This window comes from Pseudomonas sp. 28 E 9 (assembly GCF_900004785.1).
In the GTDB taxonomy this organism is placed as follows: Bacteria; Pseudomonadota; Gammaproteobacteria; order Pseudomonadales; family Pseudomonadaceae; genus Aquipseudomonas; species Aquipseudomonas orientalis_A.
Map to the genome: position 1 here is coordinate 57,876 of NZ_CVTK01000051.1, position 16,933 is coordinate 74,808.

Annotated in this window: 14 protein-coding genes; 2 read left to right on the forward strand and 12 right to left on the reverse strand. The window is 58.7% G+C overall.

The genetic code is table 11. From position 1 onward, the window contains the following. Positions 1-207: 207 nt before the first annotated feature. Entirely contained in the window at positions 208-1,200 is a 993-nt protein-coding gene (locus tag BFQ00_RS18705) for an amidohydrolase family protein (protein ID WP_065934418.1), read from the reverse strand. A gap of 169 nt (positions 1,201-1,369) precedes the next feature. Here BFQ00_RS18705 and BFQ00_RS18710 point away from each other — a divergent pair, with 169 nt between their 5' ends. Beyond that, positions 1,370-1,786, forward strand: a complete 417-nt coding sequence (locus BFQ00_RS18710; RefSeq protein ID WP_065884248.1) for an OsmC family protein — start codon at positions 1,370-1,372, stop codon at positions 1,784-1,786. 211 nt (positions 1,787-1,997) lie between these two features. On the opposite strand, the gene BFQ00_RS18715 is transcribed toward BFQ00_RS18710, so the two are convergent. The 4 genes from BFQ00_RS18715 to BFQ00_RS18730 form a co-directional block, all read right to left on the reverse strand. Further along, positions 1,998-2,726, reverse strand: coding sequence for a dienelactone hydrolase family protein (locus tag BFQ00_RS18715; protein ID WP_065934359.1), 729 nt, complete (start codon positions 2,724-2,726; stop codon positions 1,998-2,000). Between the two features lie 66 nt (positions 2,727-2,792). Continuing rightward, the gene (gene htpG, locus BFQ00_RS18720) at positions 2,793-4,697 is read right to left on the reverse strand and encodes a molecular chaperone HtpG (RefSeq protein ID WP_065934419.1); all 1,905 of its coding nucleotides are present in this window, start codon (positions 4,695-4,697) and stop codon (positions 2,793-2,795) included. A 75-nt stretch (positions 4,698-4,772) separates the two neighbouring features. Continuing rightward, positions 4,773-5,237 (reverse strand): PaaI family thioesterase, encoded by a 465-nt coding sequence (locus BFQ00_RS18725; protein ID WP_065934360.1) that lies wholly within the window; start codon positions 5,235-5,237, stop codon positions 4,773-4,775. Further along, a complete protein-coding gene (locus BFQ00_RS18730) occupies positions 5,234-5,710 on the reverse strand; it encodes a PaaI family thioesterase (protein ID WP_065934361.1) in 477 nt (158 codons plus the stop codon). Before BFQ00_RS18730 ends, BFQ00_RS18725 begins: the two co-directional genes overlap by 4 nt. A gap of 156 nt (positions 5,711-5,866) precedes the next feature. On the opposite strand from BFQ00_RS18730, the gene BFQ00_RS18735 reads away from it, so the two are divergent. Then, positions 5,867-6,136, forward strand: coding sequence for a hypothetical protein (locus BFQ00_RS18735; protein WP_065934362.1), 270 nt, complete (start codon positions 5,867-5,869; stop codon positions 6,134-6,136). An 83-nt stretch (positions 6,137-6,219) separates the two neighbouring features. Here the strand turns inward: BFQ00_RS18735 and BFQ00_RS18740 are convergent, their stop codons facing one another. From BFQ00_RS18740 to BFQ00_RS18770, 7 genes are all read right to left on the reverse strand, one after another. Further along, positions 6,220-6,960: a DUF599 domain-containing protein gene (locus BFQ00_RS18740; RefSeq protein WP_065934363.1), complete on the reverse strand. Its 741-nt coding sequence runs from the start codon at positions 6,958-6,960 to the stop codon at positions 6,220-6,222. A 317-nt stretch (positions 6,961-7,277) separates the two neighbouring features. Next, entirely contained in the window at positions 7,278-8,591 is a 1,314-nt protein-coding gene (gene brnQ / locus BFQ00_RS18745) for a branched-chain amino acid transport system II carrier protein (RefSeq protein ID WP_065934364.1), read from the reverse strand. A 433-nt stretch (positions 8,592-9,024) separates the two neighbouring features. After that, positions 9,025-9,906: a succinate--CoA ligase subunit alpha gene (gene sucD, locus BFQ00_RS18750; protein WP_065884237.1), complete on the reverse strand. Its 882-nt coding sequence runs from the start codon at positions 9,904-9,906 to the stop codon at positions 9,025-9,027. Next, positions 9,906-11,072, reverse strand: coding sequence for an ADP-forming succinate--CoA ligase subunit beta (gene sucC / locus BFQ00_RS18755; RefSeq protein ID WP_003190011.1), 1,167 nt, complete (start codon positions 11,070-11,072; stop codon positions 9,906-9,908). Before sucC ends, sucD begins: the two co-directional genes overlap by 1 nt. Positions 11,073-11,276: 204 nt before the next feature. Then, positions 11,277-12,713 carry a dihydrolipoyl dehydrogenase gene (lpdA, locus tag BFQ00_RS18760; protein ID WP_057722679.1) on the reverse strand — a complete coding sequence of 479 codons (1,437 nt, stop codon included), beginning with the start codon at positions 12,711-12,713 and terminating at the stop codon, positions 11,277-11,279. Positions 12,714-12,812: 99 nt separating this feature from the next. Beyond that, positions 12,813-14,039: a 2-oxoglutarate dehydrogenase complex dihydrolipoyllysine-residue succinyltransferase gene (gene odhB, locus BFQ00_RS18765; RefSeq protein WP_065934365.1), complete on the reverse strand. Its 1,227-nt coding sequence runs from the start codon at positions 14,037-14,039 to the stop codon at positions 12,813-12,815. Between the two features lie 44 nt (positions 14,040-14,083). Beyond that, the gene (locus BFQ00_RS18770) at positions 14,084-16,915 is read right to left on the reverse strand and encodes a 2-oxoglutarate dehydrogenase E1 component (protein ID WP_065894785.1); all 2,832 of its coding nucleotides are present in this window, start codon (positions 16,913-16,915) and stop codon (positions 14,084-14,086) included. Positions 16,916-16,933 lie beyond the last annotated feature (18 nt).

The following is a 16,933-nucleotide window of genomic DNA, read 5'->3' on the forward strand; positions in this document are numbered from 1 at the left end:
GTGCGGCTAACCCGGCGTCCTGCCGGGTTGCCCACGGATTCAAGCCTGCGTTCGGCCAGCGTGGTTTAACGGGGCGCCTAAGATCAAAAGCAGAGCAAGATCAAGAGCGGCTCGCTTCGCATCGCGGTTTGCGTTGGGCGCTACACCGTTGTGAAGATACCTATGCGCGATAGGATCACCTCAATTACACAACACCAAAACCCGACCTCAATGCACGCCCTCATTGCGGGTCGACTTGGGCAGGATGGCCAGAAAGTTATCCCGCGCGACCTTGTGGGCGATGTCTTCAGGTAATGCGTCGAGGAAAGGGTCAAAACCGCGCATTTCCTTACCCAGCTTGTTGAAACGCCCTACCACGTCAGAGCCCAGCATGAAGCGATCAGGGAAGCGCTCCACCAGTTTGACCCACTCCGGCCTGGGCTTGCCCGCATCATCCAGCAGGTAGGGCGTGAGCACGCTCCAGGACAGGTCGATATACAGGTTGGGGTAAGCCTCGAGCAGGCGGCTCAGGGTAGGCAGCAGGAAATCCATTTGCACCTGATGGCGGTGAATCTCCTTGCTGGTACCGGCGTGGGCCCAGATGAAGCGTGTGTGCGGGTGGTTGCGCAACGGCTGCTCGACTTCGGCCAGGTACAACGGGTTGCGCTCGCGCTTGGAGGTGATGTTGGAGTGCAGCATCACCGGCAGGTCGTTCTCCGCCGCCAAGTGATAGATGCGCGTCATGGCCTCGTTGTTGGCGCGTGGCGTATCACCCGAGGTCAGCGCGGTGAGATCGTCGTGGCGGGTAAACACTTCGCCAATGCCCTGCCACAGCCCTGGGTTGAGGTCGAGCATGCGCTGGATGTGGGCGGCAGAGTTTTTGTCGTTGGGATTGAAACCGGCCAGGAACGGATGAAAGTGCCGGCGCTGTTCCGGGGCGAGCTTATTGACCGCAGCGGCGACGATCACATCGGTGGCGCTGTACCAGTAGGCATCGGCATCGTCGCCTGCGTAATAGCGCGGGCGCTTGGGTTCGTCCTCGTGCCATTTCTTGGCCACGGGAATGCCGGAAATCATCACATGCTCGATGCGATTTTCCGTCATGGCCTTGAGCAGCTTGTCCATGCCCGCGGTTTCCTGGAAAAAGTCCACGTAATGCAGGTGGGCGTCGCTGTAGGCATAGTCGCGGGCCTGCGCGGCAAGACTGCTGGCGGCGAGCATCAGGGCAAAACTCACACGGGTCCAGAGCACGGTGATACCTCGATAGGAACTGATACGGGTAGACCCTGCCCCGCGCATCAGGGTTCAGCAAGGACAAAAACCTGGAACCCCCAGGTGCCGGCATGCTCTATTACTGCATGACCGTCATCCAAACCTTGTGAGGTTCGCCATGCCTGTTACCGTCAATACGCTGAACGCCGAAAATTTCCGTCACAGCGTCGCCATCAACAACCACGAGCTGTTTACCGACCTGCCCAAGAGCCTGGGCGGTGATGATTCCGCCCCCTCTCCTCACGACTATTTCGATGCCGCGCTGGCGTCGTGCAAAGCCTTGACCGTCAGACTCTACGCACAGAAGAAAGACATTCCGCTCACCGGCGTTACGGTAGAAGTTACCCACGACGCCGCCGAAGAGCAAAAAGGTAAATACACGCTCAACGTCAAGTTGACCCTCAAGGGCGTGCTCACCGACGCTCAGCGTGATGAGCTGCACCGCGTCGCCGACAAGTGCCCGGTGCACAAACTGATGACCACGGCCGAAGTCAGCATTGAGACAACACTTTCGGAGGGCGCCTTCAGCCAATAACGCGAACTTCCGTTCGAGCAGGCGCGCCAGCGATGGGCGGCTGGGGATTGGCCCACTGTGCAGGGGCGTCAGAAAGAATTGAGTTGCCTGTGAAATAGCCATCGGGGGCAAGCCCCCTCCCACATTTTGGATGTATTCACAATTCAAGTGTGGGAGGGGCGGTGCGACGATTCGACTTGCCCCCGATGAGTCCCGAACAGGCGCCGAAGAATCAGCCCTTGAACACTTCATCCAGCAAATTGTGCATCGACTGGAACGCCCGCGCAGCGGTCCTGGCGTCGTACATCATCTTGCCCGGCACATTGGCATGGGGGTCCGTGAAGGAATGCACCGCGCCACCATAGCTGAGCAGTTGCCAATCCACACCCGCTGCGTTCATTTCATCTTCGAACGCCGGCAGTTGTTCTTTCGGTACCAGTGGATCGGACGCGCCATGCAGCACCAGCACTGAACCCTTGATGTTCTTCGCATCCGCGGGGTTCGGCGTGTCGAGGGTGCCGTGGAACGAGATAGCCGCTCTCACCGGCGCGCCGGTACGGGCCAATTCCAGGGAGCAGCAGCCACCGAAGCAGAAACCGAAGGTCGCCAGTTTCGACGTATCCACCGCTGCCTCGGTCTGGCCTTGCAGTTGTTCAAAGGCCGCGTGCATACGCTTGTTCAACAACGCACGATCATTTTTCAACGGCATCATCGCCGCGCCAGCTTCATCGCCATTGGTCGGCCGCACCGTTTGCCCATACAAGTCGGCAATCAGCACCACGTAGCCTTTGCCGGCAACGCTCCTGGCGATCTCTTCGGCGCCCGCGCTCACGCCCATCCAGTTCGGCGCCATCAGCAGCCCCGGCAGCGGGCCCTGGTGGCTGGCATCGAACGCCAGGCGGCTTTCATAAGACTGGCCATCAATCTGATAGACCACGGAACGTACTGTGACTTGGCTCATCATTTTCTCCAGTTGAGAGGGATTGAACGAAAAAACCCGCCGAAGCGGGTTTTTTCTACAACGGTGTTAAACCGACAGTTCAACCAACAGCTTGTTCAGTCGGCGCACATAAGCGGCCGGGTCCTTGAGGCTGTCGCCAGCGGCCAGGGCCGCCTGGTCAAAGAGGATGTGCGACAGGTCGCCAAAACGCTCCTCGCTCTGCTCACCGTCGAGTTTCTCGATCAGTGGGTGAGCCGGGTTGAATTCGAAGATCGGCTTGGAATCCGGCACCTTCTGGCCGCTGGCTTCAAGGATCTGACGCATCTGCATGCCCAGGTCCTGCTCGCCAATGGCCAGGATCGCCGGAGAGTCGGTCAGGCGATGGGAAACCCGCACTTCGCTGACCGCCTCACCCAGGGATGCCTTGATCCGCTCAACCAGGCCTTCCTTGGACTTGGCGACTTCCTCGGCGGCTTTCTTGTCTTCCTCGGAGTCCAGATTACCCAGGTCCAGGTCGCCGCGTGCCACGTCCACAAAGGATTTGCCGTCGAACTCGGTGAGGTAGCTCATCAGCCACTCATCGATACGGTCGGTCAGCAGCAGGACCTCGATGCCTTTCTTGCGGAAGACTTCCAGGTGCGGGCTGTTCTTGACCTGAGCGTAGGTTTCGCCGGTGAGGTAGTAGATCTTGTCCTGACCTTCCTTGGCGCGTGCCAGGTAGTCGGCCAGCGACACAACCTGTTCGCCGTCTTCACCTTGAGTCGAAGCAAAACGCAGCAGGCCGGCAATTTTTTCCTTGTTGGCAAAATCTTCCGCCGGGCCTTCTTTCATGACCTGGCCGAAGTTTTTCCAGAAGCCCTGGTATTTTTCAGGCTCGTTCTTCGCCAGTTTTTCCAGCATGTCGAGTACGCGCTTGGTCAGCGCCGACTTCATGGAATCGATGATCGGGTCTTTCTGCAGGATCTCCCGCGACACGTTCAGCGACAGGTCATTGGAGTCGACCACACCCTTGATAAAGCGCAGGTACAGCGGCAGGAACGATTCTGCCTGGTCCATCACGAACACACGCTGTACGTAAAGCTTCAGGCCCTTCGGCGCTTCGCGCTGGTACAGGTCAAACGGCGCACGCGCCGGCACGTAGAGCAGCGAACTGTATTCCAGCTTGCCTTCGACCTTGTTGTGGCTCCAGCTCAGCGGGTTTTCGTAGTCGTGACCGATGTGCTTGTAGAACTCCTGGTATTCCTCGTCCTTGATCTCGGTACGCGGACGGGTCCACAAGGCACTGGCGCGGTTGACGGTTTCCCATTCCTCGGCCGGCTTCTCCTGACCTTCGCCGGCAGCCTGCTCTTTGGGCAGCTCGATCGGCAAGGCGATGTGGTCGGAGTACTTCTTGATGATGTTGCGCAGGCGCCAGCCATCGGCGAATTCGTCTTCACCATCCTTGAGGTGCAGCACGATACGGGTGCCCCGATCAGGCTTGTCGAGGGTGGCGATTTCAAACTCGCCCTCACCTTTGGATGCCCAGTGTACGCCTTCGCTGGCGTCGAGGCCGGCACGACGGCTGAACACTTCAACCTTGTCGGCGACGATGAAAGCCGAATAGAAACCCACGCCGAATTGGCCGATCAGATGAGAATCTTTTTTCTGGTCGCCCGACAGGTTCTTCATGAAATCTGCGGTGCCGGATTTGGCGATGGTGCCCAGGTGGGTGATCGCGTCCTCACGGCTCATGCCGATACCGTTGTCTTCGAGGGTGACGGTCTTGGCGTCTTTGTCGTAGCTCACACGGATTTTCAGTTCGGCGCCACCTTCCAGCAACTCAGGCTTGGACAGGGCTTCGAAACGTAATTTGTCGACAGCGTCAGAGGCGTTCGAGATCAATTCGCGAAGGAAAATTTCCTTGTTGGAATACAGCGAATGGATCATGAGGTGCAGCAGTTGCTTCACCTCGGTCTGGAAGCCCAGGGTTTCCTTTTGAGTTTCCACACTCATGGTCATCAAACTCCAATTGGATGGCAGTGGCCGCGCCCGAAAGGGTTGGCGGCGGGTTGTCATCAAAGTTGGGGGCTAAGACCGGGATTTCAAGGGCGGCAATTCCTCGATCTTGAAATGGGCGCGAGCGGTGGCAATCGGTTCAGTGGGGGCCGTTTGCCAGGCGGTGACCGCCACATTGGCGACACGCCTGCCCTGGCGGCACACCTGGCAGGTGGCGTAGGTGTCGCGAAACTGGCCGGCGCGCAGGTAATCCAGGGAAAAATCGATGATTTTCGGCAGGCCAGGGGCGCCGGTGAATACCAGCAAGTGCAAGGCCGCCGACAGTTCCATGAAGCCGGCGATTACCCCGCCGTGCAGCGCCGGTAATATAGGGTTACCAATATTGTCTTTGTTGGCCGGCAGGCAAAACAACAGTTCGTCCCCCGAGCGTGTGCATTCGACGCCAATCAGCTTTGCGTAGGGAACCAGATCGAGCAGTGCCGCGTAATTGCCGCGCTCAAGTGCTTGCTCCAGATGCGTCTTGAATTGATGGCTCATGCCTGTTCTCCCTTGATCGCGCCGCTCATGCCCTGGCTGCCCTTGAGATGCTTGCCCATGCGCATGAATGTGCCCACCACATGGGCAATGGGCTGCTGCGGGTCGTCCTGATAGGCAAAGCCGCGGGTGAAGATCACATCGGTGGTTACCCGGTAGCATTGGGCAAAGCCATACACCGGCTTATGCGGCTCGGCGGGATGCATGTAGTCGATGCGCAAATCCAGGGTCGGGCAGACCTCGAACTCGGGCAGTACGCACAGCGTGGCCAGGCCGCAGGCGGTGTCCATCAATGACGTCAGCGCACCACCGTGGATGATGCCGCTGCGGGGATCACCCACTATGTGCGCGCCATAGGGCAGCACCAGCGTCATGCCCTCCCCCGTCGCTGCGTGGACGGTTATCCCCAGTACATGGCAGTGGCGAAGCGCCGAAACAAAGCGGGTGGCTCGGTCTAACAAGGGGGTCTGGGTCATGGTTTTTAAATTCTTATTAGTGTGGGGGAGCAGGATAGGTAATAATTTGGAAAGTTCCTGGCGAAAAAGCTTTATATATCTGTGGAACAAAAGGAACTAATGCTGGCCCCTTGAGTTCGAAAGGCCAGTAGATATCTTCAATAAGGAGAAACACCCATGCGCAACACATTAGCTATTTCCATGATGCTGGCCGCTGCCCTTGGCCTGGCTGCCTGCGACAAGAAATCCGAAGACAAAGCCCAAGACGCCGCCGCACATTCTGAGCAAGCTCAGCAAGACATGGCGAAAGCACAGGATAAAGTGAACGACGCTGCAAAAGAAAACGCTGAAGCTGCCAAAGCTCAGGCTGAATCGAATGCTGCCGCCGCTAAAGAAGCTGCACCTGCCACACCTGCTACCACACCTGCAGAGCCTGCGAAGCAGTAATTGCATGGCGTAAAGCTGTAGTGCAGTAAAAGATAGCCCGCTTATAGAGCGGGCTTTTCTTTGTCTGCTGTTTATGCAGGCTTTTAAGTCACGCTCTCTTTTGCCGGGTCCTGGGCGTGCATATTCGTCGGCGTATACACCATCACCTGCAAAACGTCGGAGTGAAACTCACGGCGGTAAAGCACCAACACCACCCCGCTGCTCATCAACATGAACAACCAGGGGCTGACGAACCAGGCCAGCATGGTCATGCCGAAGTAATACGCCCGCAAGCCGAAGTTGAACTGGTTGGCCGCCATCGAAATCACCCGCGCCGCGCGCAAGGCAAATGCATTGCGCTCCTGCTCCGACACATGCCGCTCACCAATCATCGGTGCCGAGCCCACCAGCACGGCGGCGAAGTTGTATTGGCGCATGCACCAGCTGAAGGTGAAGAACGCGTAGACAAACACCAGCGCCAGGCACAGCAACTTGATTTCCGACATGCCCTGGGAGGCCTGCTGTACCAAGGGGATATCCGCCAGCAATGACACGGCTCGCTCCGAGGCGCCCAGCACGGTCAGGATGCCGGCGAGGATAATCAACGTGCTGGAGGCGAAGAACGAGGCGTTACGCTCCAGGTTACCGATCACACTGGCATCGGCGATGCGGTTATCGCGCAGCAGCATGCGGCGCATCCAGTCTTCGCGATACAGGTGCAATACGCTGGCCAGGCAGGCGGTGTCCCGGGCCTTCCAGGTGGCGTAACGGGTATAGCCGCCCCAGCACAGAATGAACCATAGGGCGGCAAGCAGATGGGCTTGATTGGTTTGGACAAACGACATGTGGGTCCTTTTACACGGTGTTGGATAACTGAATGCTTTCAAAATGTGGGAGGGGGCTTGCCCCCGATTGCTTGCTGCTCGCCGTCTGTAGGAGCGAGCTTGCTCGCGAAAAACGTCAACGATAACGCGTGCTTTCTGAATGAACGCGGTGGCTGTGAGTTTTTCGCGAGCAAGCTCGCTCCTACCTGACTGGCATTAGGGCCAGCCCCTCCCACATTTTTTAAGTATTTCAACTTTAGAAGGTCGTAGCCTCTCAAGCATAAAAAATGCCCCGTATCGATTGATACGGGGCATTTCGGTAATGCGTTGAACCGCTATTAAGCGATGGCTTCGCTGCGCTTGCCCAACATGCGATCAACCACCACCGCCACAACCAGCACCATCACCGACGGCACCAGCCACGCCAGGCCTTGCTCGCTCAATGGCAAATTAGCCAGCTGCGCCGGCATCCAATCGGCCAGGCCCGCGCCCTTGAGTGCATCAATGCAGCCGAAGATAAAGGACACCAGCATCACTGGACCCACGATACGGCCCTGCTCCTGCCAGAAGTCTTTACAGAAGCTCAAAGCCACCAACACGATGCACGGCGGGTAGATCGCAGTAAGCACCGGAATGGAAAACGCGATCAGCTTGGTCAGGCCCAGGTTGGACACGAACAGCGAGAACAGCGCGAGGATCACCACCAGGGTCTTGTAGGACAGCGGCAGGACTTTGCTGAAGTACTCGGCGCAGGCACAGGTCAGGCCCACAGCGGTCACCAGGCACGCCAGGGAGATCAGCACAGCGAGGAAGCCGCTGCCCAGGGAACCGAAGGTATGTTGCACATAGGCGTGCAATACAGCGGCACCATTGGCCGCCCCGGCGGCGACTTCATGGCTGCCCGAACCCAGACGGAACAGGCTGACATACACCAGCGCCAGGCCTACGCCGGCAATCAGCCCGGCAATGATCGCGTAACGCGTGATCAGCTTGGGCGACTCAACGCCACGGGAGCGAATCGCGTTGACGATGACGATGCCAAATACCAGCGCGCCGAGGGTATCCATGGTCAGGTAGCCATTGATAAAGCCCTGGGAGAACGGCGCAGCGACGTATTCCGGCGTGGCGACACCGACCTCACCGGCCGGCAAGGCAAACGCGGCAACGCCGAGGATGGCCAACGCGATGATCTTCAGCGGCGCGAGAAAACGGCCGACGGTATCCAACAGTCGACCCGGATACAGGGAGACAAAGAACACCACCAGAAAGTACAACGAACTGTAGAGGAACAGCGCCAGCGGGCTTTCCCCGGTCAGCGGCGCCAGGCCCACTTCGAACGAGACGGTGGCCGTGCGCGGCGTGGCGAACAGCGGCCCTACCGCCAGGTACGCCGCAGCCGCCAGCAGGCCACCGGCGATCTTGCCGATCGGGCTGCTCAACGCATCCATACCGCCGCCGACCTTGGCCAACGCGATCACGGTGACGACCGGCAGGCCGACTGCCGTAATCAGGAACCCCAGGGCCGCCATCCACACGTGAGGCCCGGACTGCAAACCAACGATAGGCGGGAAGATGATGTTGCCGGCGCCCACGAACAGGGCAAAGGTCATAAAGCCCAACGCCAGGATATCCTGGCTTTTCAACACTTTCATTTTGAGGAAATACCACACTACTGAATCGGAATTTAGAGGGGGATTCCCTGTGGATGAGGGAAATACCGCCGGCCCTTATGGGGGCCGACCGGTCTGGCGCGCAGCTTCCTTTTGGGATACGGGCGCATAAAGAGGCGGCTAGAGTACAGAATTAGACCGACAAACGCACTGTTGCGGGGCGTACTGTCCGATAAGCGACATTCAAATGTCGCGTTTTCATACTTAATCTGACAATGCAATCAAATGTGGGAGGGGGCTTGCCCCCGATAGCGGTGGTTCTGTCACATGATCATGACCGACACCCCGCAATCGGGGGCAAGCCCCCTCCCACATTTGGATCTTCACCAAGCTCAGGTACTTTGCTGAGCCCAGAATGCACAAAGGCCACCCGAAGGTCGCCTTTGTGGGGTGAAGCGTCAGCTAAGCGCGAGGCTTACTTGACGGCCCAACCGGTCAGCTCGGCCAGGGCCTTGCCGATGTCTGCCAGCGAACGCACGGTTTTCACACCTGCGTCTTGCAGCGCAGCGAATTTCTCGTCTGCAGTGCCTTTGCCGCCGGAGATGATTGCGCCAGCATGGCCCATGCGCTTGCCCGCAGGGGCAGTCACACCAGCGATGTAGGACACAACCGGCTTGGTCACGTGTGCCTTGATGTAGGCAGCCGCTTCTTCTTCAGCCGAACCGCCGATCTCACCGATCATCACGATCGCCTCGGTCTTCGGGTCTTCCTGGAACAGCTTCAGGATGTCGATGAAGTTGGAGCCCGGGATCGGGTCACCACCGATGCCGACGCAAGTCGACTGACCGAAACCGGCGTCAGTGGTCTGCTTCACAGCTTCGTAGGTCAGGGTGCCGGAACGGGAAACGATACCGACTTTACCTGGCAAGTGAATGTGACCCGGCATGATGCCGATCTTGCATTCGCCTGGGGTGATCACGCCTGGGCAGTTAGGGCCGATCAGGGTGATACCCAGTTCGTCGCACTTAACCTTGGCATCCAGCATGTCCAGGGTAGGAATGCCTTCGGTGATGCACACGATCAGCTTGATGCCGCCGAAGGCCGCTTCCAGGATCGAGTCCTTGCAGAAAGGAGCTGGAACGTAGATCACGCTGGCGGTGGCGCCAGTGGCTTCTACTGCTTCTTTCACGGTGTTGAACACTGGCAGGCCCAGGTGCTCGGTGCCGCCTTTGCCCGGCGTTACGCCACCAACCATCTGGGTGCCGTACTCGATGGCTTGCTGGGTGTGGAAACTACCTTGCGAACCGGTAATACCCTGGCAGATAACTTTGGTGTCTTTATTGATCAGGACGCTCATTACTTGCCCTCCGCAGCTTTGACAACTTGTTGAGCAGCGTCGGTCAGGCTGGTAGCCGCGATGATGTTCAAACCGCTTTCTGCCAGTACTTTAGCGCCCAGTTCAGCGTTGTTACCTTCAAGGCGAACAACAACCGGGATTTTAACGCCGACTTCTTTCACTGCACCGATGATGCCTTCGGCAATCATGTCGCAACGAACGATGCCGCCGAAGATGTTGACCAGTACTGCTGCGACGTTGGAGTCGGACAGGATGATCTTGAACGCTTCGGTTACGCGTTCCTTGGTAGCGCCACCGCCTACGTCGAGGAAGTTGGCTGGCTTGCCGCCATGCAGGTTGACGATGTCCATGGTACCCATGGCCAGACCGGCACCGTTGACCATGCAGCCGATGTTACCTTCCAGCGCTACGTAGTTCAGTTCGAACTTGGCAGCGTGCGCTTCGCGCGGATCGTCTTGCGACGGATCGTGGAAAGTCTTCAGCTTTGGCTGACGGTACATGGCGTTGGCGTCGATGTTGATCTTGGCGTCGAGGCAGTGCAGATCGCCGTCAGCCTTGATCACCAGCGGGTTCACTTCCAGCAGGGCCAGATCGTGATCCTGGAACAGTTTGGCCAGACCGACGAAGATCTTGGCGAACTGGGCAACTTGCTTGCCTTCCAGACCCAGCTGGAAAGCCAGCTCGCGACCCTGGAATGGCTGAGCGCCAACCAGTGGATCGATAGTGGCCTTCAGAATTTTTTCCGGGGTTTCGTGAGCGATCTTCTCGATGTCCACGCCACCTTCGGTGGACGCCATGAACACGATGCGACGGCTCGAACGGTCAACGACAGCGCCCAGGTACAGCTCTTTAGCGATATCAGTGCACGATTCAACCAGGATCTTGGTGACTGGCTGGCCATTGGCATCAGTCTGGTAAGTCACCAGACGCTTGCCCAGCCACTGCTGTGCGAAGGCCTTGGCGTCTTCTTTGCTGCGAACCAGCTTAACGCCGCCCGCTTTACCGCGACCACCGGCGTGGACCTGGGCTTTGACAACCCACTCGCTGCCGCCGATTTTGTCGCAAGCTTCTGCTGCTGCTTCCGGGGTGTCTACTGCGTAGCCCTTGGAAACTGGCAGGCCGTATTCAGCGAACAGCTGCTTACCCTGATACTCGTGAAGATTCATGCTTTTTACCGTCTTCGTTAGGTACTGCGCATTCGGCGCTGCGCTCATTATGAGTGCCGCACCACCTGTGACTGCTGCTTGCGCAACCTGCGGGGCTTATGGCCCGTAAAGCTGCACAAGGCTGCGTCCAGCGGATATTCCGCGGTGAGTCTTGCGCGCAAGGCTCACGACGGGCAACTCCGCCGTGGTTTCTTATTATCTCGCTCAGCGCTTCTTGCGGTTGGCGATGTGGATGGCGCCGCCATTCACTGCCAACGCTGCTTCGTGCAACGCTTCGGACAGGGTTGGATGGGAGAAGACCATCATGCCCAGGTCCTCGGCACTGGTGCCGAATTCCATACCGATAGCGCCTTGCTGAACCAGTTCTGCAGCGCTTGGACCAATCACGTGGACGCCCAATACGCGGTCAGTCTTGGCATCAGCGATGACTTTGACAAAACCACCGGTGTCGTTGGCTGCCATGGCACGGCCAGAAGCGGCGAACGGGAAGGTGCCGACGTTAACTTCAACGCCTTCAGCTTTCAACTGCTGTTCGTTCTTGCCGACCCATGCGATTTCCGGGTGGGTGTAGATAACCGATGGAATCAGGTCGTAGTTCATCTGGGTCTTGTGACCCTTGATGCGCTCGACCACCATGATGCCTTCTTCGGAAGCCTTGTGGGCCAGCATCATGCCACGAACCACGTCGCCGATCGCATAAACGCCCGGTACGGTGGTTGCGCAATGATCGTCAACGTGGATGAAACCACGCTCATCGATGCTCACGCCGCTGTCGGAGGCCAGCAGGTCGGTGGTCACGGGGCGACGACCGACGGCTACGATCAGCTTGTCGAAGGTGATGGTCTGCTCGCCTTCCTTGTCGGTGTAGGTCACGACAACTTCTTCGCCGTTGACCTTGGAACCGGTAACGCGCGCGCCCAGCTTGATGTCCAGACCCTGTTTGGTCAGGGTCTTGTAGGCTTCCTTGGACACGGCGGTGTCGGCGGCCAGCAGGAAGGTGTCCAGGGCTTCGAGCACGGTCACTTGCGAACCCAGGCGGGACCATACCGAACCCAGCTCCAGGCCGATGACGCCGGCGCCGATCACACCCAGGCGCTTGGGCACGGCCTGGAATTCCAGGGCGCCGGTCGAATCGACGATCACGTTCTGATCGACTGGAGCCGGTGGAATATCGATTGGACGCGAACCGGGTGCCAGGATCACGTTTTCGGCTTCGATGACTTCAACCGAGCCGTCCGGCTTGGTGATTTCAACTTTCTTGCCGGCCAGCAGCTTGCCGTGGCCTTGCAGGGAAGTCACGCCATTGGCCTTGAACAAGGTGGCAACGCCGGAAGTCAGGCCTTTGACGATGTTGGCTTTACGGCCGACCATCGCGGGCACGTCCATGGTCACGCCGGCATGATTGATACCGTGGATCGCGAAACCATCCTGGGCTTCGTGGAATTTCCAGGAGCTGTCCAGCAGCGCCTTGGAAGGAATGCAACCGACGTTCAGGCAGGTACCGCCCAGCGCCAGTTTGCCTTCCTTGTCGGTGTATTTTTCGATGCAAGCAGTCGAGAGGCCCAGTTGTGCAGCCTTGATGGCGGCAACATAGCCGCCAGGGCCTGCACCAATCACTACAACGTCAAATTTCTGTGTCATGAAAATAGATCCTCTATTTGCGACAAGCTTCTAGCCCCAAGCTGCAAGCCAAGCTGCTTTTTCCTACAGCTTGTAGCTCGCAACCTGGGGCTGCTTCAATCAGATATCCAGCAGCAGGCGAGCCGGGTCTTCCAGCAGGTTCTTGATGGTCACCAGGAACGTCACGGCTTCTTTACCATCGATCAGACGGTGATCGTAAGACAGCGCCAGGTACATCATTGGGCGGATCACGACCTGGCCGTTGATGGCCATTGGACGCTGGATGATGTTGTGCATGCCCAGGATCGCGGCTTGCGGTGGGTTGACGATCGGCGTCGACATCATCGAACCGAAGGTACCACCGTTGGTGATGGTGAACGTACCGCCGGTCATCTCGTCGATGGTCAGCTTGCCGTCACGGGCTTTCTTGCCGAAGCCGGCGATGCCGCCTTCGATTTCGGCCAGGCTCATCAGCTCGGCGTTACGCAGAACCGGAACCACCAGGCCACGGTCGCTGGACACGGCAACGCCGATGTCTGCATAGCCATGGTAGACGATGTCGGCGCCATCGATGGAAGCGTTGACTGCCGGGAAGCGTTTCAGCGCTTCAGTGGCCGCTTTCACGAAGAACGACATGAAGCCCAGGCGCACGCCGTTATGGGACTTCTCGAACAAATCCTTGTACTTCGAACGCAGCGCCATGACTTCAGTCATGTCGACTTCGTTGAACGTGGTCAGCATCGCCATGTTCGATTGTGCTTCAACCAGGCGCTTGGCCACGGTGGCACGCACACGGGTCATCGGTACGCGCTTCTCGGTGCGGTCGCCGGCAGCGAACACAGGCGCGGCGGCGGCCGGAGCGGCAGCCTTGGCCGGTGCGGCAGCCGGAGCGTTTTTCTTGGCTTCAACCGCAGCCACCACGTCTTCCTTGGTAACACGGCCGTCTTTGCCGGTGCCCTTGATGGACGCCAGGTTGATACCGTTTTCTTCAGCCAGCTGGCGAGCAGCCGGTGCAGCGATTGGATCTTCGCCACCCGCAGCCGGAGCGGCGGCAGGTGCGGAAGCGGCAGCCGGTGAAGCGGCGGCGGCAGGAGCAGGAGCAGCAGCGCTGCCCTCTTCGATCGAGCCCAATACCTGGTTCGACAGGACGGTAGCGCCCTCTTCGGCCACGATTGCGCCCAGCACGCCGTCGGCTTCGGCAAGCACTTCCAGCACGACTTTGTCAGTCTCGATGTCGACGATCAGGTCGTCACGCTTGACGGCCTCGCCTGGTTTCTTGTGCCAGGTGGCAACGGTGCCATCGGCAACCGATTCCGGGAATGACGGGGCTTTGATTTCGATAGCCATTATCTGTAGGTCCTTAAAATTCGGTTTCAGTCAGCGCGAAGGCGTTAAACAGTGAAAGCAGCTTGCAGCAGTTTTTCCTGCTGCTCGGCGTGCATCGACGCATAACCACAGGCAGGTGCAGCAGACGCATCACGACCGGCATACTCCAGGCCCAGGGCCTTGTTGTGGTTGCCGATGCTGCGACGCAAGTGATGCTGGCTGCTGTACCACGCGCCCTGGTTCATCGGTTCTTCCTGACACCACACCACATTCGTGAGGTTGGTGTAAGGCGCGATGATCTCCATGAGGTCATCTTCCGGGAACGGGTAAAGCTGCTCGATACGCACGATGGCGATGTCTTCGCGGCCTTCGGCACGGCGTTTTTCCAGCAGATCGTAATAGACCTTGCCGCTGCACAGGATCAGGCGAGTGACCTTGGCGGCGTCCAGCGTATCGATTTCCGGAATAACGGTCTGGAACGAACCTTCGGCCAGATCTTCCAGGGTCGAAACGGCCAGTTTGTGACGCAACAGCGATTTCGGAGTCAGCACGACCAGTGGCTTGCGCAGCGGGCGGATCACCTGGCGGCGCAGCAAGTGGTAGATCTGCGCCGGGGTCGTCGGCACGCACACCTGGATGTTGTGCTCGGCGCACAGCTGCAGGTAACGCTCCAGACGGGCCGAGGAGTGCTCGGGGCCCTGACCTTCATAACCGTGTGGCAGCAGCATGGTCAGACCGCACAGACGGCCCCACTTGTGCTCACCGCTGGTGATGAACTGGTCGATAACCACCTGGGCACCGTTGGCGAAGTCGCCGAACTGGGCTTCCCAGATCACCAGCGCGTTAGGCGTGGTGGTGGAATAGCCGTATTCGAACGCCAGCACGGCTTCTTCGGACAGGAACGAATCGTACAGGTCGAAACGTGGCTGGCCTTCGTACAGGTTCTGCAACGGGATGTAGGTGCCCGCGTCTTTCTGGTTGTGCAATACGGCATGACGGTGCGAGAACGTACCGCGGCCGATGTCCTGGCCGGTCATGCGGATCGGGTGACCTTCGAACGCCAGGGTCGCGTACGCCATGGTTTCGGCGTAACCCCAGTTGATCGGCAGGCCGCCGGCTTGCATCTTCTGACGGTCTTCGTAGATCTTCGCAACCTGGCGCTGAACCACAAACCCTTCAGGGATTTCCAGCAACTTGGCAGACAACTCCTGCAACGTCTTCAAGTCGAAGCTGGTGTCATGGCGCGCAGTCCAGGTGTGGCCCAGGTACGGACGCCAGTCAACGAACAGCTCTTTGTTCGGTTCCTTGACCAGGCTTTTCACCACATGCAGGCCGTTATCCAGCGCATTGCGGTATTCGTCGATCTTCGCCTGGACACGCGCATCATCCAGCACGCCGGCCTTGGTCAGGCTTTCGGCGTACAGCTCACGGGTGGTGCGCTGCTTGGTGATCTGCTGGTACATCAACGGCTGGGTGCCGCTTGGCTCGTCCGCTTCGTTGTGACCGCGACGGCGGTAGCACACCAGGTCGATCACCACGTCACGCTTGAACTGCATGCGGTAGTCGACAGCCAGTTGGGTCACGAACAGTACGGCTTCCGGATCATCGCCATTCACGTGCAGGATCGGCGCCTGGATCATCTTGGCAACGTCGGTGGCGTACTCGGTAGAGCGCGCATCCAGCGGGTTGCTGATGGTGAAGCCAACCTGGTTGTTGATGACGATATGAACCGTGCCGCCGGTCTTGAAGCCGCGAGTCTGCGACATCTGGAACGTTTCCAGGACCACGCCTTGACCGGCGAATGCCGCGTCACCGTGGATGGAAATCGGCAGGACCTTCTCGCCGGTAGCGTCGTTACGACGATCCTGGCGCGCACGCACCGACCCCTCGACCACCGGGGAAACGATTTCCAGGTGGGATGGGTTGAATGCCATGGCCAGGTGAACTTCACCGCCGGTGGTCATCACGTTGGACGAGAAGCCCTGGTGATATTTAACGTCACCGGAACCCAGCTCGACCTTCTTCTTGCCTTCGAACTCGTCGAACAACTCGCGCGGGTTCTTGCCGAAGGTGTTGACCAACACGTTCAGGCGACCACGGTGAGCCATGCCGATCACGACTTCCTTGGTGCCATAGGAACCGGAACGCTGGATCAGCTCGTCGAGCATCGGAATCAGGCTTTCGCCGCCTTCCAGGCCGAAACGCTTGGTGCCCGGGTATTTGGTACCCAGGTATTTTTCAAGACCTTCAGCGGCGGTCACGCGCTCGAGCAGATGGCTGCGCACATCGGCGGACAAGACCGGACGGCCACGCACGCCTTCCAGGCGATGCTGGAACCAATGGCGCTGCTCGGAATCGGTGATGTGCGTGAACTCGGCGCCGATGGTGCGGCAATATGTCTGCTGCAACGCTTCGTGAATTTCGCGTAGGCTCGCTTCCTCTTTGCCGATGAACAGGTCGCCGGCACGGAAGGTCGTATCAAGATCGGCATTGGTCAAGCCGTAATGATTGATCGACAGGTCAGCAGGTGCAGGACGCTGCCAGAGCCCCAGCGGGTCAAGCTGGGCCGCCTGGTGGCCGCGCATCCGGTAAGCCTGGATCAGTCGCAGCACTTCAACTTGCTTCTTCTCGTGCTCACTGCTCACGCTGCCGGCGGAAACCGGTTGGGCGCGGCGCTGGTTCTTTGCCAGCAACACGAAATGATCGCGAATCGCAGCATGCGATACATCGGTGGCAGCGTTGCCGTCTGAAGACAACGTCTGAAATTTGGTGCGCCATTCTTCTGGCACAGCGTTAGGGTCGTGCAGGTAGAGCTCATAAAGCTCTTCCACATAGGCAGCGTTACCACCTGAAAGATAGCCGCTGTTCCACATGCGCTGCATCACGCTTTCTTGCATGCTTGGTCACCCTCGATT